General features: G+C 74.4%; 22 protein-coding genes and 1 pseudogene. 8 read left to right on the top strand and 15 right to left on the bottom strand.

Translation table 11 applies throughout. The features are described from left to right. Positions 1-4: 4 nt before the first annotated feature. The 7 genes from ACQP1P_RS11065 to ACQP1P_RS11035 all read right to left on the bottom strand — a co-directional run bounded on the left by ACQP1P_RS11065 (position 5) and on the right by ACQP1P_RS11035 (position 5,314). The gene (locus tag ACQP1P_RS11065) at positions 5-1,609 is read right to left on the bottom strand and encodes a methyl-accepting chemotaxis protein (RefSeq protein ID WP_433085617.1); all 1,605 of its coding nucleotides are present in this window, start codon (positions 1,607-1,609) and stop codon (positions 5-7) included. Positions 1,610-1,684: 75 nt separating this feature from the next. After that, positions 1,685-2,128: a hypothetical protein gene (locus ACQP1P_RS11060; RefSeq protein WP_433085615.1), complete on the bottom strand. Its 444-nt coding sequence runs from the start codon at positions 2,126-2,128 to the stop codon at positions 1,685-1,687. A 15-nt stretch (positions 2,129-2,143) separates the two neighbouring features. Next, positions 2,144-2,815, bottom strand: a complete 672-nt coding sequence (locus tag ACQP1P_RS11055; protein ID WP_433085613.1) for a FadR/GntR family transcriptional regulator — start codon at positions 2,813-2,815, stop codon at positions 2,144-2,146. Between the two features lie 61 nt (positions 2,816-2,876). Beyond that, positions 2,877-3,803, bottom strand: a complete 927-nt coding sequence (locus tag ACQP1P_RS11050; protein ID WP_433085611.1) for an aldo/keto reductase — start codon at positions 3,801-3,803, stop codon at positions 2,877-2,879. Next, positions 3,800-4,555, bottom strand: a complete 756-nt coding sequence (locus ACQP1P_RS11045) for an SDR family NAD(P)-dependent oxidoreductase (protein WP_433085609.1) — start codon at positions 4,553-4,555, stop codon at positions 3,800-3,802. Before ACQP1P_RS11045 ends, ACQP1P_RS11050 begins: the two co-directional genes overlap by 4 nt. A 90-nt stretch (positions 4,556-4,645) precedes the next feature. Next, complete coding sequence (locus ACQP1P_RS11040; protein WP_433085608.1) at positions 4,646-5,011, bottom strand: siderophore-interacting protein; 366 nt, start codon at positions 5,009-5,011, stop codon at positions 4,646-4,648. 99 nt (positions 5,012-5,110) lie between these two features. After that, a complete protein-coding gene (locus ACQP1P_RS11035) occupies positions 5,111-5,314 on the bottom strand; it encodes a hypothetical protein (RefSeq protein WP_433085607.1) in 204 nt (67 codons plus the stop codon). Positions 5,315-5,486: 172 nt separating this feature from the next. Here ACQP1P_RS11035 and ACQP1P_RS11030 point away from each other — a divergent pair, with 172 nt between their 5' ends. The 3 genes from ACQP1P_RS11030 (at position 5,487) to ACQP1P_RS11020 (ending at position 8,036) form a co-directional block, all read left to right on the top strand. After that, positions 5,487-6,341: an aldo/keto reductase gene (locus ACQP1P_RS11030; RefSeq protein ID WP_433085605.1), complete on the top strand. Its 855-nt coding sequence runs from the start codon at positions 5,487-5,489 to the stop codon at positions 6,339-6,341. A gap of 83 nt (positions 6,342-6,424) precedes the next feature. Further along, the gene (locus ACQP1P_RS11025) at positions 6,425-6,775 is read left to right on the top strand and encodes a YciI family protein (RefSeq protein ID WP_433085603.1); all 351 of its coding nucleotides are present in this window, start codon (positions 6,425-6,427) and stop codon (positions 6,773-6,775) included. Positions 6,776-6,779: 4 nt separating this feature from the next. Continuing rightward, positions 6,780-8,036, top strand: coding sequence for an RNA polymerase sigma factor (locus ACQP1P_RS11020; protein ID WP_433085601.1), 1,257 nt, complete (start codon positions 6,780-6,782; stop codon positions 8,034-8,036). On the opposite strand, the gene ACQP1P_RS11015 is transcribed toward ACQP1P_RS11020, so the two are convergent. Further along, on the bottom strand, positions 8,011-9,819 hold the full coding sequence (locus ACQP1P_RS11015; protein ID WP_433085599.1) for a diguanylate cyclase domain-containing protein: 1,809 nt from the start codon (positions 9,817-9,819) through the stop codon (positions 8,011-8,013). The two genes, ACQP1P_RS11020 and ACQP1P_RS11015, sit on opposite strands and share 26 nt — an antisense overlap. Then, entirely contained in the window at positions 9,816-12,164 is a 2,349-nt protein-coding gene (locus ACQP1P_RS11010; RefSeq protein ID WP_433085597.1) for a putative bifunctional diguanylate cyclase/phosphodiesterase, read from the bottom strand. The genes ACQP1P_RS11015 and ACQP1P_RS11010 overlap by 4 nt, the downstream gene beginning before the upstream one ends. A gap of 152 nt (positions 12,165-12,316) precedes the next feature. Here ACQP1P_RS11010 and ACQP1P_RS11005 point away from each other — a divergent pair, with 152 nt between their 5' ends. From ACQP1P_RS11005 to ACQP1P_RS10995, 3 genes are read left to right on the top strand one after another with little or no spacing between them, the layout of a single operon-like run. Further along, positions 12,317-13,153: a serine/threonine-protein kinase gene (locus ACQP1P_RS11005; RefSeq protein ID WP_433085595.1), complete on the top strand. Its 837-nt coding sequence runs from the start codon at positions 12,317-12,319 to the stop codon at positions 13,151-13,153. 21 nt (positions 13,154-13,174) lie between these two features. Then, on the top strand, positions 13,175-13,996 hold the full coding sequence (locus tag ACQP1P_RS11000) for a class I SAM-dependent methyltransferase (RefSeq protein WP_433085593.1): 822 nt from the start codon (positions 13,175-13,177) through the stop codon (positions 13,994-13,996). A 25-nt stretch (positions 13,997-14,021) separates the two neighbouring features. Beyond that, positions 14,022-15,281 carry an aldehyde dehydrogenase family protein gene (locus tag ACQP1P_RS10995; protein WP_433085591.1) on the top strand — a complete coding sequence of 420 codons (1,260 nt, stop codon included), beginning with the start codon at positions 14,022-14,024 and terminating at the stop codon, positions 15,279-15,281. A 7-nt stretch (positions 15,282-15,288) separates the two neighbouring features. Here the strand turns inward: ACQP1P_RS10995 and ACQP1P_RS10990 are convergent, their stop codons facing one another. From ACQP1P_RS10990 to ACQP1P_RS10970, 5 genes and pseudogenes are all read right to left on the bottom strand, one after another. Continuing rightward, positions 15,289-16,875: a methyl-accepting chemotaxis protein gene (locus ACQP1P_RS10990; protein ID WP_433085589.1), complete on the bottom strand. Its 1,587-nt coding sequence runs from the start codon at positions 16,873-16,875 to the stop codon at positions 15,289-15,291. A 26-nt stretch (positions 16,876-16,901) separates the two neighbouring features. Continuing rightward, positions 16,902-17,672, bottom strand: coding sequence for a S1 family peptidase (locus ACQP1P_RS10985; protein ID WP_433085587.1), 771 nt, complete (start codon positions 17,670-17,672; stop codon positions 16,902-16,904). Positions 17,673-17,717: 45 nt separating this feature from the next. After that, positions 17,718-18,074, bottom strand: a complete 357-nt coding sequence (locus ACQP1P_RS10980) for a hypothetical protein (RefSeq protein ID WP_433085585.1) — start codon at positions 18,072-18,074, stop codon at positions 17,718-17,720. Between the two features lie 270 nt (positions 18,075-18,344). Then, positions 18,345-19,463, bottom strand: a pseudogene (locus tag ACQP1P_RS10975) (right-handed parallel beta-helix repeat-containing protein); the annotation flags it as partial. Then, positions 19,448-19,867, bottom strand: a complete 420-nt coding sequence (locus tag ACQP1P_RS10970; RefSeq protein WP_433089965.1) for a MarR family winged helix-turn-helix transcriptional regulator — start codon at positions 19,865-19,867, stop codon at positions 19,448-19,450. The gene ACQP1P_RS10970 and the pseudogene ACQP1P_RS10975, both read right to left, overlap by 16 nt. Positions 19,868-19,945: 78 nt before the next feature. On the opposite strand from ACQP1P_RS10970, the gene ACQP1P_RS10965 reads away from it, so the two are divergent. Together ACQP1P_RS10965 and ACQP1P_RS10960 are read left to right on the top strand one after the other, a co-directional pair. Continuing rightward, complete coding sequence (locus ACQP1P_RS10965) at positions 19,946-21,733, top strand: ABC transporter ATP-binding protein (protein ID WP_433085583.1); 1,788 nt, start codon at positions 19,946-19,948, stop codon at positions 21,731-21,733. A 90-nt stretch (positions 21,734-21,823) separates the two neighbouring features. Next, complete coding sequence (locus tag ACQP1P_RS10960; protein ID WP_433085581.1) at positions 21,824-22,060, top strand: hypothetical protein; 237 nt, start codon at positions 21,824-21,826, stop codon at positions 22,058-22,060. Positions 22,061-22,088: 28 nt separating this feature from the next. On the opposite strand, the gene ACQP1P_RS10955 is transcribed toward ACQP1P_RS10960, so the two are convergent. Further along, positions 22,089-22,550 carry a TspO/MBR family protein gene (locus ACQP1P_RS10955; protein ID WP_433085579.1) on the bottom strand — a complete coding sequence of 154 codons (462 nt, stop codon included), beginning with the start codon at positions 22,548-22,550 and terminating at the stop codon, positions 22,089-22,091. Positions 22,551-22,586: the final 36 nt, after the last annotated feature.

Genomic DNA, 22,586 nt, shown 5'->3' with positions numbered 1-22,586 from the left:
TTCCTCAGTACTTGAAGCGGGAGACGAGGACGCGCATCTCGGAGGCCATCGAGGCGAGCTGGTCGACCGCCTCGCCGGTGCTGGACACGCCCTGGTTGGTCAGCTCGGTCGCCTCGGCGACCCCGGCGATGGTGCCGGCGATGTCGGTCGAGCCGCCGGCCGCCGCGCCGACGCTCTGGCTCATCGAGCGGGCGGTGGCCGCCTGCTCCTCGACCGCCGCGGCGATCGCGTTCTGGTACTCGCTCATCTGCGCGATGACGTCCCCGATCTGCCCCATGGCGGCGACCGCGTCCTCGGTGTCGAGCTGGATCGCCTGCACCCGCCGGCCGATGTCGTCGGTGGCCCGCGCGGTCTCCCGCGCCAGGTCCTTGACCTCCTGCGCGACGACCGCGAACCCCTTGCCGAAGTCCCCGGCCCGGGCCGCCTCGATGGTCGCGTTCAGCGCGAGCAGGTTCGTCTGCCCCGCGATCGAGGTGATCACCTTGACCACCTCGCCGATCTCGGTGGACGAGGCGCCGAGCTTGCCGATCGTGTCGTTGGTGGTGGCCGCGATCGCGACCGCCGACGCCGTCACCGTCGCCGCGTGGGCGGTGTTGCGCGAGATCTCCTCGATCGCGTCGCCCATCTCCGACGCCCCGCCGGCGACCGCGGCGACGTGCTCGCTGACCGTCCCGGCCGCCCGCGCCACCTCGCCCGCCTTCGTGTTGGCCGACTTCGCGCTGGTGTCGATCTGCCGGCTGATCGCGGTGAGCTCCTCGGCCGCGGCCGCGAGCGTCGCCGAGTTGTCGCCGAGCGAGCGCACCGCCTCGCGGGTGCTGGCCGTCGCCGCCCCGAGCGCCCGCGCCATCTGCCCGACCTCGTCGCGCTGGGCCACGTCGGCCTCGGCGGTCAGATCGCCCGCCGCGACCGCGTTGAGCACCGCGTGCACGCGGCGGATCGGGCGCACGACGAGCCCGGTCAGGTACCGGCTGAGCACCATCGCCAGCGCCAGCCCCGCGAGCAGCGCGACGACCATCGCGATCCGCGCGGTGCGGTAGGCGCTCGCGGCCTGCCCGGCCCCGGCCCGGCCGCTCGACTGCTCGAAGCGCATCAGGTCCTCGAGCGCGCCCATCGCGTTGCCGCCGACCGTGTCGCCGTCGCCGAGGTACGCCTGCTGGAATCCCGCGTTGTCCCCGGCCTGGATCAGCGGGAGCAGCCGATGGTCGCGGATGTTGCGAAACGCGCCCCACCAGATCGTGAACCGGTCCAGGAGCTGGCGCTGCTTGACGTCGCGAATCGTCGCCCGGTAGGCGGCGACCTCGGCGTCGACCTGCTGCTCGGCCGCGGCGATGTCGTCGGTGAACGCCTTGCTCGCCACCGGCCCGTTGGACAGCGCCAGGTTGGCGACGTCGTTGCGCACGCGCAGCGCGGCCCGGTCGAGCGCGGCGAGATGCGCGGCGGGCACCAGGTTGAGGTTGTAGAGTTCGGCTGCGCGGTCGTTGACGCGCTTGAGGCTGAACACGCCCACGCCGAGCACCACCGCGCCGACCAGGCACCCCACCAGCACCAGCAGCATGAGCTTGCGGGCCATCGGCTGGTCGGCCAGCCACCGTCGCTTCTCGGCTGCCACGCGCACGCCCCTTCACCAATCAACGAACCGGCCGTCTCATCGGCGTGAGCGCCCGGTTCCTGAGGGGTTGCGCACTCAGAAGCGGCGCAGACGCGCGAGCCCGAGCACCAGCGCGGAGCCGCCCTCGGCCCTGAGCCGCCGCGCCGCCACGAACGCGAGGGCGGCCGAGCCCACGTACACCGCGAACGGCACGAGCAGCGGCGGGAACCAGCACGCGAGCACCCCGGTGACGATCGCGGTGACGGCGTTGACGGTGACGTAGAGGCGGGCCAGGGTCAGGCCGAGGCGGTACGCCCACAGCCGGTCGCGGCGCAGCCCGTCGCACGCGATCGCGGTGGCGAGGGCGAGCAGCGCCGACAACGCGTAGTCGGCGGCCGGGACACCGCCGGCCAGCAGGTCGATCGGGCCGAACAGCGGCCCGATCGCGAGGAGGCTCAGGGCGCTCATCGCGCCGCGGACCACGACGGACAGCACCAGCCCGAGCAGCAGCGGGCGCCCCGGGCGATCGGACTTGAACACGTTCAAACCATAGCCCTACAGGGCGCGGCGGAGCCACTCCTCGACGCCGGCGACGTGGATCGCGGCCCAGGAGCGGGCCAGGTCCGGCCGGCGGGACGCGATCGCGCCGACGATGGCCTGGTGCTGCTCGCGCGTGCGGGCCGCCGCGCCCTCCTGGGTCAGGCCGCGCCAGATGCGCGCGCGGGTCGTCGGGCCCGACAGGCCGTCGATCAGGGCGCACAGCACGGCGTTGCCCGAGCCCGCGGCGATCAGCCGGTGGAACTCCAGGTCGTTGGCGACCAGCGCCTCGACGCCCGGCGCGTCGCCGAGCGCGTCCAGCACGGCCCGGAGCCCGGCCACGTCCGCGTCGGTCATGCGGGTCGCGGCCAGGGCGGTCGCGGCCGGCTCCAGGATGCGGCGGACCTCCAGCAACTGCAGCACGGTGTCGTCGCGGTGGAAGTCGACGACGAAGCTCAGGGCGTCGAGCAGGAGGGCGGGCTCCAGGCTGGTCACGTAGGTGCCGTCGCCCTGGCGGACGTCCAGGACCCGGATCAGCGACAGCGCCTTCACGGCCTCGCGCAGGGAGTTGCGGGACAGGCCCAGCCGCTCGGCCAGGTCCGCCTCCCTGGGCAGGCGGTCGCCCGGGCGCAGCTCGCCCGAGGTGATCATGCCCTTGATCTTGTCGATGGCCTCGTCGGTCAGCGCCACGGTTCGCTCCGCGGCGACGGTACCGGCCGCCGGGGCCACGGGTGCCGGCGCGCGCCGACGATCACAGCAGTCCCCGCGAGCGCAGGGCCGGCCACAGGGCGGCGGGGGGCGGGGCGGCGAACAGCGCGGCGTTGCGCCGCACCTGATCGGCGTCGTCGGCCCCGAGCACCACCGCGGTCACGCAGGGGTCGCGGCCCGGAAAGGCGATCGCGGCGGCCGGCAGGGTCGTGCCGAACGAGGCGCACACGGCGGCGATGGCCGACGCCCGCTCGACGAGCGCCGCCGGGGCGTCGCCGTATTCGTAGTGCAGGCCCGCCCGCGGCACGTCCTCGGCGAGCAGGCCGCTGTTGAACACGCCGGCCGCGATCACCGCCACCCCCGCCGCGGCGCACGCGGGCAGCAGCGCCGAGGCCGCGGGCTGCTCCAGGAGGGTGTACCGCCCCGCGACCATCACCACGTCGGGCGCGCACTCGGTCACGAGCCGGGTGAGCACCCCGGCGTCCTTCGAGCCGGCCCCGATCGCGCCCACGACCCCCTCGGCGCGCAGCTGCGCGAGGGCCGGGAACCCGTGCCGCAGCGCCGCCTCCGGCTGGAACTCCGGGTCGTGCAGGAGGGCCACGTCGACACGGTCGAGGCCGAGGCGGTCCAGGCTCGCCTCCAGCGAGCGACGCACCCCGTCGCGGCTGAAGTCCCAGGCGCGGCGGTGCGTGCGCGGGACCGCGAACCCGTCGGCCAGGTCGTCGCCGGCCCCGTCGACGGGTTCGAGCAGGCGGCCGACCTTGGTGCTCACCGTGAACCCGGCGCGCGGCCGGTGCGCGAGGGCCGCCCCGAGCCGCCGCTCCGACAGGCCGAGGCCGTAGTGCGGGGCGGTGTCGAAGGAGCGGATGCCGCACTCCCAGGCCGCGTCGACGATGGCCCGGGCCTGCGCGTCGGAGCGCTCGCGCCACAGGTTGCCCAGCTGGGCACAGCCCAGCCCGAGGACGGTCACGCCGTGGGCCTGACCCGCAGGCCGTGCATGCCGCCGTCGACCGACAGCACGGCGCCGGTGGTCGCGCTGGCCAGCGGGCTCGCGAGGTAGGCGATCGCGTGCGCGACCTCCTCGGGCGTGACCAGCCGGCCGGTGGGCTGGCGGGCCCGCAGCGCGGTGAGCTCGGCGGCGGGGTCGGCGGCCTCGTCGAGCAGCCGGCGCACCCACGGGGTGTCGGCGGTGCCCGGGTTGACGCAGTTGACCCGGATGCCCTCGCGCACGTGGTCGGCGGCCATGGCCGCGGTCAGCGCCTGCACGGCGCCCTTGGTCGCGCTGTAGAGGGCGCGGTCCGGCACGCCCGCGTGCGCCACGATCGAGCAGGTGTTCACGATCGCGGCGCAGGACGAGCGGCGCAGGTGCGGCAGGGCGGCGCGGGTGACCCGGACCAGGCCGACGACGTTGACGTCGTAGACGCGGTGCCACTCGGCGTCGGCGTTGGCCTCCACGGTGCCGATCGCGCCGATGCCGGCGTTGTTCACCAGGATGTCGATGCCGCCGAGGTGGGCGGCCGCGGCCCCGACGCCGGCGCGCACGGCCTCGTCGTCGGTCACGTCGGCGACGAACCCCGCGACGCCCTCGGGGATGCCGTCGGTGCGCAGGTCGAGGCCGGCCACGCGGGCACCGCGGGCGGCGAGGTGGCGGGCCGTGGCCAGGCCGATCCCGGAGGCGGCCCCGGTCACGACGGCGGCGAGGCCGTCGAACTCTGCAGTCACGAAGCTCTCCCAAACATCGGAGGACTGTTGTCTACCAGCCGGGGAGAACGGCCCGCAAGGGGTCGGCGAGCATCGATAGGTCGGATGTCACTACTCCATGCCGCGGCGCCCGGGCGTCCAGAACGGCTTGGTCAGCACCGATCGCCGCGGCCAGCCCCGGTCGCGGACGGGGTGCTGCTTGACGGCCTGCACGGCGCGCGCCTCCCCGGCGACATAAGCCTGCCCGGGTTCCTGCGGAAGGTCCAGCCGTCGTACCGCGTCGACGAGCCCGTCCCGCGACACCCACGTAACGTTCCCGTCGAGGGGGAGCCGGTCCGGGGGCTCCGCCTCGACCACGACCCGGCTCGCGGCCCGCTCGGCGGCCGGCAGCGCCCGCAGCATCGGGCCGAACGCGACCGAGGCGGTCTCCTCGCCGACGAAGAGGTGGTACGGCGCCGGGCGGGTGCATTGTCGCAATGCACCCGACGTCAATGCGTCGGCATCTGCTCCGGACACCGCGAGGGCCCGGCGCCGAGTCCGGCTCCGGGCCCCGCGGACGCCCGCGCGGGCGCCTCGCTAGATGTCCTCGTCCAGCTGCGTTCCCCGGCGGGGGTCGCGGATGCTGCGCCCGGTGGAGTCGACGGCGCCGTCGTCCACGCGGCCGCCCCGGGCCAGCTGGTGCTCCAGGCTCTGCTTGCGCTCGGCCTCGAAGCGCGCCGCCTCGCGGGCCGCCGCCTCGGGGCTGTCGGGGTCGATTCCGGTCGGGTCATGCGCGTTCATGCTGCTCACTCCCAGTGCTCGGCGGGTCGGGTCGGGCGGGTCGGGACACAGTACCCAGGGTGAAGTGCACTAATCCAGAGCCGTGGCGCTCCGGATTCTCACAGCGTCCTCGGCGGCCGGCCGCGCGCATGGCTAGATTCGGAGGCGAGGACTAGCGAAGGAGAACTGACGCATGTCAGCACAGAGCAGCGCGGCGAACGCGGGCACGATCGACGTCGGTGGCGACCTGACCGTCAACCGGCTCGGCTTCGGCGCGATGCGCATCACCGGCGACGGGATCTGGGGGCCGCCCCGCGACCGCGAGGAGGCCAAGCGGGTCCTGCGCCGCGCCGTCGAGCTGGGCGTGAACTTCATCGACACCGCCGACTCCTACGGGCCGGACGTCAGCGAGGAGATCATCGCCGAGGCCCTGCACCCCTACGCCGACGACCTCGTCATCGCCACGAAGGGCGGCCTGACGCGGTCGGGCCCCAACGAGTGGGCGCCCGACGGGCGGCCCGAGCACCTGCGCGAGGCGCTCGAGGGCAGCCTGCGCAAGCTGCGGGTGGACACGATCACGCTGTACCAGTTCCACCGCGTCGACCCGCGCGTGCCGCTCGAGGAGTCCGTCGGGGCCATCGCCGAGCTCAAGGCCCAGGGCAAGATCCGGCACATCGGCGTGTCGAACTTCAACGAGGAGCAGCTGCGGGCCGCGCAGCGGATCACGCCGGTGGTGTCGATCCAGAACCGGTACAACGTCGACGACCGCGGCTCGGAGGCGCTGGTCGACCTGTGCGAGCAGGAGTCCATCGTCTTCCTGCCGTGGGCCCCGATCCAGAACCTCGACGGCAACGCCACGATCGAGGCGGTCGCGAAGAAGTACGAGGCCACGCCCCGCCAGATCGTGCTCGCCTGGCTGCTGGCCCGCTCGTCGTCGATCCTGCCGATCCCCGGCACCGGGTCGGTCGGGCACCTCGAGGACAACATCGCCGCCGCCGGCATCAAGCTGACGGCCCAGGAGGTCTCGGACATCACCCGCAACGCGTAAAAAGAATTCCGGGCGCGATGTCGGATCCGGGCCCTCCCCTTCGAGGAGGGGATGAAAGGACCACTTCGCGTGAGGAGACTGTTGTGCGATACGTGATGCTGCTCGAGGCGACCCAGCCCCCGACGCCGCCCCCCGCCGGGCTCATGGAAGCGATCATGAAGCTCGGCGAGGAGGCGACGGCCGCGGGCGCCCTCATCGACAACGCCGGCCTGCTGCCGAGCGCGGCCGGCGCGCGGGTCACCGTGACCGGCGGCGACCTGACCGTCACCGACGGGCCGTTCACGGAGACCAAGGAGATGATCAGCTACGCGGTCTACGAGGTCCGCTCCAAGGAGGAGGCGGTCGAGTGGTGCAGCCGCTTCATGAAGGTCCACCGCGACCTGTGGCCCGAGTGGACGGGCTCGTGCCGCATCCTGCAGGTCATGGAGTTCTGAGCCGATGACCCCGGACCGGCGCTCGGACCAGCGCCCGGACGGGCCGGACGTGCGCCGCGTGGTGGAGGCGGTCTACCGCATCGAGTCCGCCCGCATCATCGGCACGCTCGCCCGGCTGGTCCGCGACGTCGGGGTGGCCGAGGAACTGGCGCAGGACGCCCTGGTGCTGGCCCTGGAGCAGTGGCCGGCCCGGGGCGTGCCGGACGATCCCGGGCCGTGGCTCATGGCCACGGCCAAGCACCGGGCGATCGACCACCTGCGGCGGCAGGAGACCTACCGCCGCAAGCTCGCCGTCGCCGGGGCCGGGGACGGCTGCAGCGAGGAGGCGGCGATCGTCGACGCCCTCGACGACCACATCGGCGACGACACGCTGCGGCTGATCTTCACCGCCTGCCACCCGTCGCTGACGACCGAGTCGCAGGTCGCCCTCACCCTGCGGATGCTGGGCGGCCTGCGCACGGACGAGATCGCCCGGGCCTTCCTGACCACGCAGGCGACGGTCTCGCAGCGGATCCTGCGGGCCAAGAAGGCGCTGCGGGGCGTGGCGTTCGAACTGCCGCCCGCGAGCGAGGCGCCGGCGCGGCTCTCGGCGGTGCTCGGGACCGTCTACCTGATCTTCAACGAGGGCTACTCGGCGACCGCGGGCGCGGACTGGTCGCGGCCCGAGCTGGTCAAGGAGGCCCTGCGCCTGGGCCGGGTGCTGTGCGGGCTGATGCCGGACGCGCCCGAGGTCCACGGCCTGACGGCGCTCATGGAGCTGCAGGCCTCCCGGATCGGCGCCCGCACCGACGCCGAGGGCCGCCCGGTGCTGCTGGCCGACCAGGACCGCCGCCGCTGGGACCGGCTGCTGATCCGGCGCGGGCTGGCCGCCCTGGCGCGCGCCGAGGAGCTGGGCACGCTCGGCCCCTACGGCCTGCAGGCCGCGATCGCCGCCGCCCACGCCCGGGCGCGCGCGTTCGAGGACACGGACTGGGCCCGCATCGCCGCGCTGTACCGCCTGCTGTCCCACGTCGCCCCGTCGGCCGTCGTCGAGCTCAACCGGGCCGTGGCGGTCGGGATGGCCGAAGGCCCGGCCGCGGCCCTGGAGCTGCTCGACGGGCTGAACCTGCCCGGCTACCCGCACCTGCCGGCCGCGCGCGGCGAGATGCTCGATCGCCTGGGCCGCACCGGGGAGGCCCGGGCCGCGTTCGCCGAGGCCGCCCGGCTGAGCCGCAACGACGCCGAGCGCGCGGTGTTCACGAGACGCGCGTCATCCGCTTGAGGCGGTACATCTCCGCGTCCGCGCGCCGCAGGAGACCGTCCGGGTCGCCGGGCGGGCCCTCGGCGAAGCCGACGCTCGCCCGGATCGGCAGGAGCCGGCCGTCGACCCGGACCGGGGCCTCCATCAGCGCCAGGAAGCGCGCGGCCGTGCCCGCCGCCGCCTGCCCGTCCGCGTCCGGGAGCAGCACGGCGAACTCGTCGCCGCCCAGCCGCGCCGCCAGGCCCGGCGACGGCGTGGCCGCGGCCAGGCGCTCGGCCACCGCGACCAGCACCGCGTCGCCGGCGTGGTGGCCGTAGGTGTCGTTGACGAGCTTGAAGTCGTCGAGGTCGACGAGCAGCACGGCGCCGGGCGAGTCCGCGGCGGCGAGGCGGGCGTCGAAGAGCGCCCGGTTCGCCAGCCCCGTCAGGCCGTCGTGCGTGGCCTGGTGCCGCAGCTCGTCCTGCAGCAGCCGGGCCTGGGTGGCGTCGCGGGCGTTGCTGACGTAGGCCCGCACCCCCGGCACGTGCAGCAGGTTCCGGCTGACCACGTCGAGCCAGCGCCAGGAGCCGTCCGCGTGGGCGTAGCGGACCTGGTAGGTGACCGTGGCGTCCGGCGCCGAGCGCAGCTGCGCCATGGCCGGCAGGAAGATCCCGAGGTCGTCGGGGTGGATGTGGGCGACGACGGGCGTGCCGAGCACCAGCGCCGGCTCCTTGCCCAGCAGCCGCTCGGTGGCCGGCGACACGTACGTCAGGGTCCCGTCGACCCCCACGAGAGAGGTGATGTCGGTCGAGTGCGCCAGCAGGCTGCTCATCCGCTGCTCCTGGCCCTTGATCTCGCGCACGAGGACCGCGTTCTCGGCGAAGGCGAGCAGCTGCCGGCTGACGGCCAGCACGGTGGCGACGAAGAGGCCGCCGAGCAGGATCCACGTGTCGGCCCCGACCCCGTCGCTCAGGACGAAGGGCAGCCCGGCGAACATGCCCGCCAGCGTCGTGTACGGCAGCAGGCTGTAGGGCTTCGAGCGGCGCTGGGCCGCCGGGACCGGCGGTCCGCAGACCTCCTGCAGGCGCGGGCCGAGCACCAGCAGGACCGACGACAGGAACTGGGCGCCGAGCAGCACGTCGAGGTGCGCCGGGCCGGGCGACACGAGCGACCCGGCCGCCCCCTGCAACACGCCCGCCGCCAGCATCGGGGCCGCCGCGGCGACGGTCAGCGGCGCGTTGCCGCTCAGGATCAGCTTCACCGCGGCGAAGCCGGCCACGAGGATGATCGCCGTGCCCAGCAGCTGGGCGACCAGGGCCCCGACCGGCCGCCCGGTCTGCGCGGGCAGGAGCAGCAGCCAGGCCAGCACGGCCACGCCGACGAGCACCGAGGCGGCGTCGAGCCAGAAGCGCAGCCGCGCCGCCCGCGTCAGCAGGCGGCCGGGGTGGGTCAGCATGATCCACACCATGTACGCCACGCCCACGAGGATCGCGCCGGCCTGCAACGCGTTGGGCACGGCCGCGGCCGCCCCCGGACGCACCCACGCCACGACCGTCTGGCTGGCGTCGCCGAGCACGAACAGCAGCGAGGTGCGGCTCACCGCGCGCCAGAACCGCCGCGTGTCGGCGGGCAGGTCCATCCGGGTGACCCGGCGCGAGGCGTGCCAGAGCAGCAGGTCGGTGACCGGCAGCAGCGACCAGAAGAGCCGGACCTGCGCGGCGTCGGAGCCGAGCCCGAGCAGGAACCAGAGCACGAGCACGCCGCCGGCCGCGAGCAGGGCCCGCACCCAGGGGTCGCGGCGCACGGCGGCGAGGCCCGGGCTCATCCGGGCCGCCCCGCCGCCGCGTCGCGGGCCGGGTTCAGCCGGGCGAAGGCGGCCTCGAGGTGCTCGGCCGGGCCGGGCCGGGCGAAGTGGTACCCCTGCGCCAGCCGGCAGCCGAGCTCGTGCAGCACCTCGGCCTGCTCGGCGGTCTCGATGCCCTCGGCGATCGCGGGCAGGCGGCGGCTGCTGCCGAGCTGGAGCACGGCGCGGGTGAAGGCGTGGTCGCCGTCGGACGCGGCGCCGGTCGGCACGAACGAGCGGTCGATCTTGAGGATGTCGACGGGGAGCTGGTTGAGGTACGACAGCGACGAGTAGCCGGTGCCGAAGTCGTCGATGGCGATGCGGACCCCGTGCCCGCGCAGGCGCGCGAGGGCGCCGGGCAGCGCGTCGGCGTCCCCGGCGAACACCGACTCGGTGATCTCCAGGACCAGGGCCGCCGCCGGCAGCCCCGTGCGGGCCAGCACCGTCAAGACCTCGTCGGCGAAGCCGGGCTCGGCGAGCTGGCGCACCGAGACGTTCACGGTGATCGAGGTGCCGAAGCGCTCGTACCAGCCGCGGGCGTCCCGGCAGGCCCGCTGCAGCACCCAGGCGCCGATGGGCACGATGAGGCCGGTCTCCTCGGCGACGGGGATGAACGCGTCCGGCGGCACCGGCCCGCTCGCCGGCGTCCAGCGCAGCAGCGCCTCCACGGCCACGATCCGCGCGCCCGGCAGCTCGACCACCGGCTGGTAGTGCACGGCCAGCTCGCCGCGCTCGATCGCGTGGCGCAGCCCCGCGCTGATCCGCGTGAAGGTCTCCCGGGCGCTTCTGAGCTCCGATCGGTACCGCACCACACGGTCGCGCCCGCCGCGCTTGGCGGCGCGCAGGGCCAGGTCGGCATCGGCCATGGCCTCGCGCGGCTCCTGCCCGTCGAGGTGCACGAGCCCGATGCTGGCCGCGAGGTGCACGACCCGCCCGCCGACCCGCAGCGGCGCCTTGACCTCGGCCCGCAGGAGCTCGGCGAGCTGCTCGGCCCGCTCGTGCGACCCCGGCGCGGTGCCGTGCTCCACGAACAGCGCGAACTCGTCGCCGCCCAGCCGGGCCAGGGTGTCCCCGGGCGCCGCGACCGCGCGCAGGCGGTGCGCCAGCGCGACGAGCACCTCGTCGCCGAACGCGATCCCGTGGGCGTCGTTGAGGTCGGTGAACCGGTCGAGGTCGAGCAGCAGCAGCGCGTGCCCGGGGCCGGCGGCGGCCCCGTCCGCCCGGTCCAGGCTCCACTCCATGCGCTGCGCGAGCAGGGCCCGGTTGGCCAGCCCGGTCACCGGGTCGTGCAGGGCGCCGTGGCGCAGCTGGTCCTCCAGCGCCGCCCGCTCGTCGAGCGCGGCCTGCAGCCGGCGCCCGTTCGCCTCCAGCTCGGCCTGGCGGCGCTGGGCGAGCCGGGCCAGGCCGCCCAGGCGGGTGACGAGCAGCACCGACAGCACCGCGGCGAGGATCGAGGGCACGACGAGGTGCTGCCACTCCCCCGACCCGCGCAGGCCGTCGGCGGTGATCAGGCGGTAGACGGTCGCGGCCGGGCCGAGCAGCGTGGCCGCGCCGAAGAGCAGCAGCCGGCGCGGGGAGACGACCGCGGCGGCCGCCGCGGGCACGGCCGAGCGCTCGCCGACCGGCCGCGGGTGCAGCCCGGCCAGGCCGAGCGCCAGGTAGGAGCAGAGCCAGAGCGCGTTGTCGAGCCAGGCCACGTCGCGGGTGGAGCCGGACGCGGCGTGCGCGAAGAAGATCGTGTTGGCCGCGAGCAGCAGCCCGGCGCCCGCGAGCACCAGCCGGTTCGCGCGGTTGCGGGCCGCCCCGGAGAGCAGGGCGCGCACGGCGGCGGCGAACAGGACCAGGTCGCAGACGGGGTACACCAGCGCGAGGCTCAGGGCGAGGGGGCCGATGGCGGCGTGGTGCAGGTACGGATGCAGCAGCAGCATCCAGTCGATCACCGCGAACCCGGCCATCACGATGGACGCGTCGAGCAGGGCGAGCCGCGCCCGTCCCCCGGCGGCGCCGATGAGCCCGGCGATGAGCAGCGCGTAGGAGGTCAGGTACCCGAGGTCGTTCCACGACGGGAAGGGCACCCCGCCGCGGTGGGTCAGCGCCTCGACCGTCCACACGAGGTCGGAGAGCAGCCGGACGGCGAAGCCGGCGCCGACGAGCCGCCACGCGGGCGCGACCGAGCGGCGGTCGCGGACCATCCGCACCAGCAGCGGGGCGGCCCCGGCCAGGCAGCCGAGCATCCACAGGACGCGGGCGAGCGGGCCGGCGGCCAGCGATGAGCCCACGATCGCGGCGGCGCCGGCCGCGACCAGGAGTCGGGCGCGTCCGTGCATGCCTACCAGCTCACCGGCCGCCGGTTGCGCGCGCGGTGCACCGGCGGTGCCCTGCGGTTGGTCTTTTGAACCGGTCGCCGGGTGGGAAACAGGATGATGTGCGGGTTCTCGGCGGACGGTACCGACTGCGACGCAAGCTGGGCGAAGGCGGCATGGCCAGCGTCTGGGAGGCGCACGACGAGGTCCTGGACCGCCGGGTCGCCGTGAAGCTGCTCACCCCCGAGCACACCGCGGACCCCGAGGCGTTCGACCGGGCCCGCAACGAGGCCCGCTCCGGCGCCCGCTTCGCGCACCCCAACGTCGTGTCGGTGTACGACTTCGGCACCTCGCGCCGGGCCGGGCGCGGGACCGCCTACCTGGTGATGGAGCTGGTGGAGGGCCAGCCGCTGGACGCCGTGATGAACGACGGGCCACTGGACTGGCGGGTCGCCGGCCGGGTGTGCGCGGAGGTCGGGGCGGGTCTGGCCGCGGCCCACGGGCACGGCGTCGTGCACCGCGACATCAAGCCGGCCAACGTGGTGCTGACCTCGGCGGGAGCCAAGATCCTCGACTTCGGGGTGGCCGCCCGCACCGGGCAGCCGGACCAGCTGCCGGACGGGACGCTGATGGGGACGCCGGCGTACCTCGCGCCGGAGCGCCTGGAGCCGGGCCCGGCGGCCCCGCCGGCCGACGTGTACGCCGTCGGGGTGCTGCTCTACCAGTGCCTGACCGGGCGGCTGCCGTACCCGGCCGACACCGACGAGCAGATGCTGCGCGCCCACCGCCACACCCCGCCGGAGCCGCTGCCGCGGATCGCCGGGATGCCGCAGGAGGTCCTCGAGGTCTGCGAGGCGAGCCTGGACAAGCTGCCGGAGGCGCGGCCGACCAGCGTGGCGCTCGCCCTGATCCTGTCGGCCGCGGTCGACGTGCCGGTCCACGTGCCGCCCGTGCTGCACCCGCACGTCATGTCGCCGACCCTGCACGCGGCGACGGAGGCGATATCCGCTTGACCTCCGTGTGAGGGTCGCCTTGTGGATGATTCCTTCCGGCTCAACCGGGCGCAGTGGGACGAGCGGGCACCGGCGCATGCGGCGTCGCGCGGGTACAACCTGCAGGGCTTCGACGATCCGGAGCACCTCAGCGACGTCGTGCGCTTCGACCGGCCCCGCCTCGGCGACGTGCGCGGGCTGCGGGCCGTGCACCTGCAGTGCCACATCGGCACGGACACGCTCTCCCTGCACCGGCTGGGCGCGCGGGTCACCGGCCTCGACTTCTCCCCCGCCTCCCTGGCCGAGGCCCGGGCCCTGGCCGAGCGCTTCGGGGCGGACATCGACTACGTGGAGTCGGACGTTTACGGCGCCCCGGCGGTGCTCGGGGCGGGCGGGTTCGACCTGGTCTACACCGGGGTCGGCGCCCTGTGCTGGCTGCCCGACATCCGCCGGTGGGCCGGGGTCGTGGCGACCCTGCTGCGGCCCGGCGGGCGGCTGTTCATCCGCGAGGGCCATCCCATGATGTGGACGATCGACGAGACGCGCAAGGACGATCTGCTGGTCGTCAGCTTCCCGTACTTCGAGACGCCGGAGCCCCTGGTGTGGGAGGAGTCCGGCTCGTACGTCGACACGCCCGGGCAGTTCCAGCACAACGTCACCCACTCGTGGAACCACGGGCTGGGCGAGATCGTGGGCGCGCTGCTCGCCGAGGGGCTGCAGCTGACCATGCTGGAGGAGCACGACAGCTGCCCGTGGGACTTCTACCCGGGGCGGACCGTCGAGGACGCGCAGGGTGAGCACCGGCTGGCCGAGGGGCGTGCGCGTCTGCCGCTTACATACACTCTGCAGGCGCGTAAACCGTAGATCTCATCCTTTGGGAGGCCGTGCCGTGGGCGAGGAGCAGGACGTCAACCAGGTCGTGGCCGAGGCCGCCCGTGCCGCCCGCGCCGCGGCCGCCTCGCTCGCCGCGGCGCCGGCCAAGACCATCGACGAGGCCCTGCGCGGGATGGCCCGCCGCCTCGCCGCCGGCCCGGACGCGATCCTGGAGGCCAACCGCGCCGACGTGGCCGCGGCCGAGGCCGGCGGGATGAGCGGCGGCCTGCTCGACCGGCTCCGCCTCGACGAGGCCCGGCTGGCCGGCATGGCCGAGCAGCTGAACATCCTCGCCGACGTGGAGCCGGAGCCGGCCCGCCGGACGGTCCGCGAGCTCGGCGGGGGGCTGGTGCTGCAGGAGTGGCGGCGCCCGGTCGGCGTCATCGGCGCCAACTACGAGGCCCGCCCCAACGTGACCGTCGACGTCGCCTCGCAGCTGATCAAGAGCCAGAACGGCGGGGTGCTGCGCACCGGCTCGGCCGCCCTGGCCTCGGCGATCGCGCTCATGGACGGGATCGTCGCGCCGGCCCTGGCCGAGGCCGGCCTCGACCCGGCCGCCGTGCAGCTCATCCGGGCCCGGGGCCGCGAGACCGCCGACGCCCTGGTGTCCCAGCCGGGCCTGGTCCCGCTGGTGATCCTGCGCGGCAGCGGTGAGAGCACCCGGGCCCTGGCCGAGAAGGCGGCGCTGCGGGGCGTGCGCACCCTCGCCCACGCCGACGGCGGCGGCGTGCTCTACATCGACGCGGCGGCCGACCTCGACAAGGCGTTCGCGCTCATCACCGCGGGCCTCGACCGGCTCGGCGTGTGCAACCGGCTCAACCTGCTGCTCATCCACCGCTCGCGCTACGAGGACCTGGTGCCGCGGGTCACCGCCGCCGTGGCGCCCCGCATCGCCGTCTCGCCGCCGCCGCACGCGCACGCGCTGGGCTACGAGTGGGCGCTGGACGCCGACCGCGAGGCGACGATCACCGTCGCGCCCGTCGACTCCCCGCTCGCCGCCGCGCGCCTGGCCAACGACGAGACGTCGGGGCTGGCCGCGGGGATCGTGACCGAGGACGCGGCGGCCGCCCGGGAGTTCCTCGGCGCCTACGCCGGCACCGGCGCGTTCTGGAACGCCACGACCCGGCTGCTCGACGGATTCAAGCTGCTCAACGTGCCCGAGACGGGGATCAACATCGACCGGGTGCCGGGGCCTCGGGGGCCGGTGACGTTCCGGGACCTCTCGCTGCGGCAGTACGCGGTGGTGCCGGCGGACCGGCTCGCCGACCTGGACTAGGAGCGGACTAGTAGCGGAACACGGCCACGGTGCGGCGTAGATCGCCCGCGACCTGGTTCAGCTCCTCGGCCGTGGCGGCCGTGCTCCTCGCGATGCCCGTGGTCTCGTCGGCCGCGGCCGCCACCCCGTTGACGTTCGTGCTGATCTGGCTGGCCCGGCCCGCGACCTGACTCACCGTGCGGCTCATCTCGGCCGTCGTGGACGACTGCTCCTCGACCGCCGCCGCGATGCTCGCCTGGGCGTCGCGGATGGTCGTGATCACCTCGCTGATCGACTCGATGGCGTGCACCGCCGCGGCGGAGTCGCGCTGGATGGCCCCGACGCGCTGGGCGATGTCCTCGGTCGCGCGGGCCGTCTCCTGGGCCAGGTCCTTCACCTCGGTCGCGACGACGGCGAAGCCCTTGCCGGCGTCCCCGGCGCGGGCGGCCTCGATCGTGGCGTTCAGGGCCAGCAGGTTCGTCTGCTCGGCGATGGAGGTGATGAGCTTGACGACGGTCTCGATCTCGCGGGAGGACTGCCCGAGGCTGCCCAGGACCGTCGCCGCCTGCGCCGCCTCGTGCACGGCCCGGTCCGCGGTGGCCGCGGCGTCGGAGGTGCTGCGCGCGATCTCCTGGATCGAGGCGCCGATCTCCTCGGAGCCGGTGGCGACGGTACCGATGTCCTGCGTGATGCCGTCGGTGGCCTGCGAGGCCAGGTGCACCTCCCCGGACGAGCGGGCCGCGCTGTCGTTCATGGCCCCGGCCGCGCCGGTGAGCTGGGCGGCCGCGGCGGAGACCCGGCCCACGTTCCCGTCGACGTCGCGCAGGGAGCCGCCGAGGCGCTCGAGGCCCCGGTTCAGCGCGTCGCCCATCCGGCCCACCTCGTCGCGGCCGGCGACCCGCAGCCGGCCGCCGAGGTCGCCTTCGGCGACGGACTCGAGCACGCGGACCGTCTCGCGCAGCGGGCGGGAGATCATGCGGCTGACGATCGACACGAGGATGACGGCGAGCACGACGGCCACGACGATCATGCCGACGATGAGCAGGCGGGAGCGCTCGTACGAGCTCTGGGAATCGCTCAGCGTGTGCCGCGACTTGACGTCGACGGCCGCGTTGAGCCGGTCGAGCGCGGCCTGGGCGGCGGTGGTCAGCGGCTCGGCCTTCGTCTTGCGGATCTCGGTGATCTCGGCCCCGTCGGTGCGCGAGGCCTGGGCCAGGGGCAGCAGGTCCTGCTGCAGCACCGTGCGGTAGTCGGCGAGGGACTGCTCGAAGGCCCTGCGGTCGCTCAGCTCGCCGGCGGCGGGCAGCGCGATGAACTTGGCCCACGCCGCGTCCAGGGCCGCGTTCGCCTGCTGGACGTTGCGCAGCGCGGTCGCCATGTCGGCCGGCGTCGAGGACAGCGCCATGTTGGCGACCTCGGTCTGGACGGTCCTGAAGGACAGCCCGACGTCGTCGAGGTCCGCCACGTCCTGCAGGTTGTCGGTGTACATGCGGTGCAGCCGGTCCTGGGCGCCGCCGAGCTGCACGATGCCCAGGACCCCGACCCCCACGAGCAGGACGCACACGACCGCGACGGTCGAGGCGAGCTTCGCGGCGATCGGCAGATTGCGGACCATGCCCGACCCATCGGCCGCCGGCCCGGCTACGTGAGCAGTGTGCCGCGAATCCAGCCGTGGAGGGGGTCCACCCGGGTGGTGGCCTCCTGCTGGTCGTGCGGGCAGGACGGGCCGGTGCTCTCCACCGAGACGAGCACCGGGAACCTGGCGTTGCGCCCGGTCTCGGCGAAGTAGGGCGCGCCCGAGTCGTACTCGCACGCGCTCGTGTCGGGCGCCGGGCGGTAGCCCCTCACCCCGACCGTGCCCGCGGCGACCGCGGACACCTTGAGCTGCCCGGTCCGCAGCTGACCGGCCGGGGCCGTGTCGGTGGCCGCGAGCTTGCCCCACCCGGTGATGCGCAGCACGTCGCCGACCGCGGGGGGCTGCTCGGCCACCCGCAGCGGCACGATGTCGTACACCGGCCGGTCGAGCTTGGCCATCGCGATGTCGCCGCTCGGGCCCTGCCGGACGGAGACCACGTGCACCACGTGGCCGCCGCGGCGCGACAGGTCCGCGCGCCCGACCGTCGCGGTGGTCTCGTAGGGCACCGGCCCGGAGACGGGATTGCGCCGCGGATCGTGGAAACAGTGCCCGGCGGTGATGATCCACCACGGCGACAGCAGGGCCGCCGAGCAGGCGCTGTCGTAGTGGGTGCCGTCGGGCCTCGGGATGTCGGTCATGGTCAGCTTCACCGCGAACCGGTACCGCCCGTCCGGCACCGGATCTCCGTTCGCGACGGCGCCGGCGGGTGTGGCGAGGCTCATCCCGGCCGCCACCACCGCGGTGAAGACGACCAGGCGAGTGAACCGTGACGTCATGTTCAAGCTCGTCCCCACATCTACGGCTTTTCATGTACCTCGTCGTCATGCACCCTGCGCGCGCACGATCGCCACCGCGGCCGCCCCGCAGGTCTCGCGCGCCTCCGCCACGGTGAGCCCGCGCACGTCGAAGAGCACGATGAACGCCTCCCAGCCGATGACGATCGCGAGCATCGACACGAGCCGCTCGAACCGCTCGGGCCCCAGCCGCTCCCGCGCCGGCCCGACAGCCCGCTCGATCCACTGGACGCGGCGGTACCCCCGGCGGGGCTCCTCGCCGGCCGGCGGCGCGTCGACGGTGAGCCGGATCAGCCGCCGCCCCAGGGGCAGCACGGTCTCCATGTCGGCGAACATGGCGTCCACCAGCGCGAGCACCCGAGCCTCGAGATCGTCCGGCGGCACCGCGTCCAGCGCCGCGTCGACGTCGACCCCCGGCCTGTTCGAGGTCGTCCACGCCGGCCCGTGACGGGTCGCCCACCGGCCCGTCGCCGGGTCGCCCCGCCCGGACCGGCCTCAGGGCGTGGCGGGCATGTCGGTGTAGACCGGGTCCGCCAGCTCGCCGCCCGGCGTGATGCGCAGCGAGGACACCTGGGTCGGCGGTGTGCCGCGGTCCCAGACGCGCTGGTCGCGGATCGTCGCCGAGCGGACTGGGGCGTTCACGCAGATGCCCGCGGCCGGATGGGCCGCGGTGCCGTTGCCCCGGATGCGGTTGCTCACGAGGAACGGGTCGATCAGCTCGCCGTCGAGCCGGATGCCGTCGCCCGCGTTGTCCCAGATGTCATTGCCGTCGAGCACCACGTCGCTGGCCGGGACCGAGACGGCGCCGGGAAGATTGTGCTGGAGGTAGCCGTGGCCGCCGTTGCGGCTGATCCGTGACGCCGTGACCGTGTAGCCGCCGGGGGTGTTGCCGATGCTCACCCCGTCGCCCGTGTTCGAGTCGACCAGACAGCCGGTCACCACGCCGTAGCGCCCGGCCACGTGCGTGGTGCCCTGGCCGGACACGTCGAAGCCCGCGGTGTGGTTGCCGATCATGGTGCAGCCGGAGACGAGCAGGCCGTCGGCGCCCCAGTCCGAGATGCCGTACTTGTTGTCCTCCGCGTGGCACCCCACGATCCGGATCCCGCGCGGCGGCGTCCAGGCCGCGTCCTGCAGCTCGACGAAGATCCCGTTGGTGCCGTTGCGCCGGGTCACGCACTCGGTGACGGTCAGCCGCTCCACGGGGCCCCAGCCGCCGACGCCGATGCCGATCCCCGCGCCGCCCTTCTCCCAGCCCGTGTCGAGCCGGCCGCAGTGCACGGCGACGACGCGCTCCACCGTGCAGTCCTGCAAAAAGTCGCAGCCGAACCCGGTCGCCGGGGTGTCGTGGATGTAGAGGTCGCGGAAGGAGCCGCGCAGGACGTACTGCAGCCCCAGGCCCTTGGCGAGCACGTCGTAGGTCGGCAGGCGCAGGCGCGAGCCGTCGATCTCGAAGCCGGCGAAGGTCACGTCGGCGATCGGGCGCTGCGGGGAGGCGCCGTGCTGCAGGGTGGTCCAGAACGCCAGCGGCACCGGGGTGCCCGGCGCGCCCGGGTTGGACAGCAGGAACCGCGTGGCCGACGGCCCGTCGCCGACGAGCGACACGCCGGTGCGCCAGACGGTGCCGGCGTCCCGGATCGCGTACGTCGCCGAGGGGCAGTAGATGACCTCGCCCGGCGGGCTGGAGTCGACCAGCTTCTGCAGCGCCGGCTGATCATTGGTCACACCGTCGCCGGCGAGGCCGTGGTCGAGCGCATTGATCACGGAGCGTCGGATACCCGCAGGGCCGCGAGTATGCGCGCGAGCTCGGCCCGATCCCGCTCCGGCAGCGCCGCGAAGAAGCGCTCGCCCTGCGCGCCCCGCTCCGCCTTGATCCGCCCGGCGGCGTCCACGCCCGCCGGCGTCAGGCCCACCAGGGTGGCCCGGCGGTCGGCGGGGTCGGGGAGCCGCTCCACCAGCCCGCGCTCCTGCAGCCCGTCGACGACCTCGGTGGTCGAGCGCGGGGCGATGCGCAGGTGGTCGGCCAGCTCGCTGAGCCGCATGGTGCCGTGCTTGGCGAGCACCAGGAACGCGCGGCCCTGCCCGGGCGTGATCCCGAACGGCTGCAGCGACTCGTGGGACTGGTGGCGCAGCCGCCGCGCGACGCTCCAGAACAGCTCCGAGAGGTTCTCGTCCTCCACGGGAACACGATACCAAGGGTTTGTGTTGCTCCCTCATAGTGAGGTACCCTCAGCATATCCGGCAGAAGGGAGCTCCCCTTGGAGCCCAATCCCCCCACCCGCCCACGCGGGTCCCGCAAGCTCTCCGCCGCCGAGAAGGCGCAGGCCAAGCAGGTGTCGCTGGCCCGCATCGGCCGGCTGTTCACCCGGCACCGCGCCCGCCTGTCCGCCGTCGTGCTCATCATCGTGGCGTCGTCCATCCTGTCGATGGCCTCGCCGTTCCTGCTGCGCGAGGTCATCGACCGCGCGCTGCCGGCCCGGGACGTACGCCTGCTGGTCTGGCTGGTGCTCGGCATGGTCGCCGTCGCCGCCGTGACCTCCGCGCTCGGCGTGATCCAGACCTGGCAGTCGACCAAGGTCGGCCAGCTGGTCATGCACCGCCTGCGCGTCGACGTGTTCACGCACCTGCAGCGGCAGTCGGTCGGCTTCTTCACCCGCACCCGCACCGGCGAGGTGCAGTCCCGCATCACCAACGACATCGGCGGCATGGAGGCGGTCGTCACCAACACCGCCACCTCCATCGCCTCGAACCTGACCACCACGGTCGCCACCGCCGTCGCCATGGCGGCGCTGTCCTGGCGGCTGTCGCTCGTCTCCCTCGTCGTGCTGCCGCCCGCGATCTACCTGACCCGCCGGGTCGCGAGCATGCGCCGCGAGATCACCGCCCAGCGCCAGCGCGAGCTGGCCGACCTCAACGTGACCATCGAGGAGGGCCTGTCCGTCAGCGGCGTGCGCCTGTCCAAGACGATGGGCGCGGGCGGCGCCGTCGTGCGCCGCTTCACCGAGTCCTCCGAGCGCCTGATCGACCTGGAGCTGCGCTCCGAGCTGGCCGGGCGCTGGCGGATGGCCTCGATGAGCATCATCTTCGCGGCCATCCCCGCGGTCATCTACCTCAGCGCCGGGCTGCCGATGACGGCCGGGACGCTGAGCATCGGCACGCTGGTGGCGTTCACCTCGCTGCAGGCCGGCCTGTTCCGCCCGCTCATGGCCCTGCTCGGGGTCGGGGTGCAGCTCACCAGCTCGCTGGCGCTGTTCGCGCGGATCTTCGAATACCTCGACCTGCCCGTCGAGGTGGCCGAGCCCGAGCACCCGAAGCGCCTGCCCGAGGTCCGCGGCCACCTGCGCTTCGAGGACGTCACCTTCACCTACCCCGGCAGCGACTCGGCCGCGGTGGCGGGCGTCAGCCTGGACGTGCCGGCCGGCACGTCGCTGGCGCTCGTCGGCGAGACGGGCTCGGGCAAGAGCACGATCGCCGCGCTCGTCGCCCGCCTGCACGACCCCGGCGCCGGCCGCATCACCATCGACGGCGTGGACCTGCGCGACCTGAGCCTGACCGACCTCGCCGGCATCGTCGGCGTGGTGAGCCAGGAGACCTACCTGCTGCACACGACCGTCCGCGAGAACCTGCGCTACGCCCGGCCGGACGCGACCGACGCCGACATCGAGTCCGCGGCCCGCGCGGCGCAGATCCACGACCTCATCGCCGCCCTGCCCGAGGGCTACGACACGGTCGTGGGCTCGCGGGGGTACCGCTTCTCCGGCGGCGAGCAGCAGCGCATCGCGATCGCCCGCACGCTGCTGCGCGACCCGCGCATCCTCGTCCTCGACGAGGCCACGAGCGCGCTGGACAACGAGACCGAGCGCGCCGTCCAGCGGGCCTTCGACGACCTGGCCCGCGGCCGCACGACGATCACCATCGCGCACCGGCTCTCGACGGTCCGCGACGCCGACCAGATCGCGGTCGTCGACCACGGGCGCATCGTCGAGCGGGGCACGCACGCCGGGCTGCTGGCCGCGGACGGGGCATACGCGACGCTGGCGGCCTGAGCGCGTCCGGGCCGCGCCGGGTGCCCCGAGCGCGGGAGTCCGGGAACTCCCTGATGACGCGGGTGGCGCGGCCGGGGCATGCTTGGTGGCATGGGTCGTTTCCTGATTGGTGCCGTCGCGGTCGTCGTGGGCCTGTTCGTGGTCGGCGCGATCGCCGTGTGGGTGTTCCACGCCCTGCTCAGCGTGCTCGGTTACCTCATCGTCGGGGCCTTGGTGGTGGGGGGCGGGCTGTGGCTGTACGCCAAGGCCAAGCGCGGCCTCGGCGGCTCCCGCAACCAGCGCCGCCTCGAGGCCGGCCTGGCGACGTGGAAGCAGCGCAACCGCTGAACTCCCCTGCCGCCCGGCCCGCCGAGCGTCAGTTCCGGCGCGCGATCGCCGAGTTCAGGGCGGTCGCGAAGCCGGTCCAGGCCACGTAGGGCACCAGGGCGGCCCCGGCCGTCCGGTCCGCCTGCCAGGCCCGCCGCAGCAGGTCGAGGTTCGACGCGTTGAGCAGCGCGATCTCGGCCAGCGCGGCGCGGGGCCGGCGCGCCCCGAAGAAGATCGCCGTCCACGCCGCGTTGAGGGCCAGGTTGGCCCCGTAGGCGACGGCGAACGAGCGCCGCCGCGGCCCCCGGCGGGCGTCGAGCGCCCGCGCCCCGGCGAAGGCGATCAGCCCGTACAGCGGCGTCCACACCAGCGGGAACGCCCGCGGGGGCGGCTGCCACGAGGGCTTGTCGAGCTGCTGGTACCACGGGTCACCCGGTCGCGTCACCAGCGACCCGATCCCGGCCGCGGCCGTGACCGCGGCGGTCGTCCTGAGCCAAGTGGGCACGCGCATGCTGTGCTGGTACCCACCGCGGCGGGCAACTCACCT

It is taken from the genome of Dactylosporangium sp. CA-052675, assembly GCF_050947935.1.
Classification (GTDB): domain Bacteria; phylum Actinomycetota; class Actinomycetes; order Mycobacteriales; family Micromonosporaceae; genus Dactylosporangium.
This window is presented reverse-complemented; position numbering and strand designations above follow the sequence as displayed.

Bases quoted from the DNA above. Each gene is read 5' to 3' on its own strand.
- ACQP1P_RS11035 (WP_433085607.1), bottom strand. From the start codon at position 5,314: ATGAACGCGCATGACCCGACCGGAATCGACCCCGACAGCCCCGAGGCG.
- ACQP1P_RS11030 (WP_433085605.1), top strand. From the start codon at position 5,487: ATGTCAGCACAGAGCAGCGCGGCGAACGCGGGCACGATCGACGTCGGT.
- ACQP1P_RS11020 (WP_433085601.1), top strand. From the start codon at position 6,780: ATGACCCCGGACCGGCGCTCGGACCAGCGCCCGGACGGGCCGGACGTG.
- ACQP1P_RS11015 (WP_433085599.1), bottom strand. From the start codon at position 9,819: ATGAGCCCGGGCCTCGCCGCCGTGCGCCGCGACCCCTGGGTGCGGGCC.
- ACQP1P_RS11010 (WP_433085597.1), bottom strand. From the start codon at position 12,164: ATGCACGGACGCGCCCGACTCCTGGTCGCGGCCGGCGCCGCCGCGATC.
- ACQP1P_RS11005 (WP_433085595.1), top strand. From the start codon at position 12,317: ATGGCCAGCGTCTGGGAGGCGCACGACGAGGTCCTGGACCGCCGGGTC.
- ACQP1P_RS10990 (WP_433085589.1), bottom strand. From the start codon at position 16,875: ATGGTCCGCAATCTGCCGATCGCCGCGAAGCTCGCCTCGACCGTCGCG.
- ACQP1P_RS10985 (WP_433085587.1), bottom strand. From the start codon at position 17,672: ATGACGTCACGGTTCACTCGCCTGGTCGTCTTCACCGCGGTGGTGGCG.
- ACQP1P_RS10960 (WP_433085581.1), top strand. From the start codon at position 21,824: ATGGGTCGTTTCCTGATTGGTGCCGTCGCGGTCGTCGTGGGCCTGTTC.
- ACQP1P_RS10955 (WP_433085579.1), bottom strand. From the start codon at position 22,550: ATGCGCGTGCCCACTTGGCTCAGGACGACCGCCGCGGTCACGGCCGCG.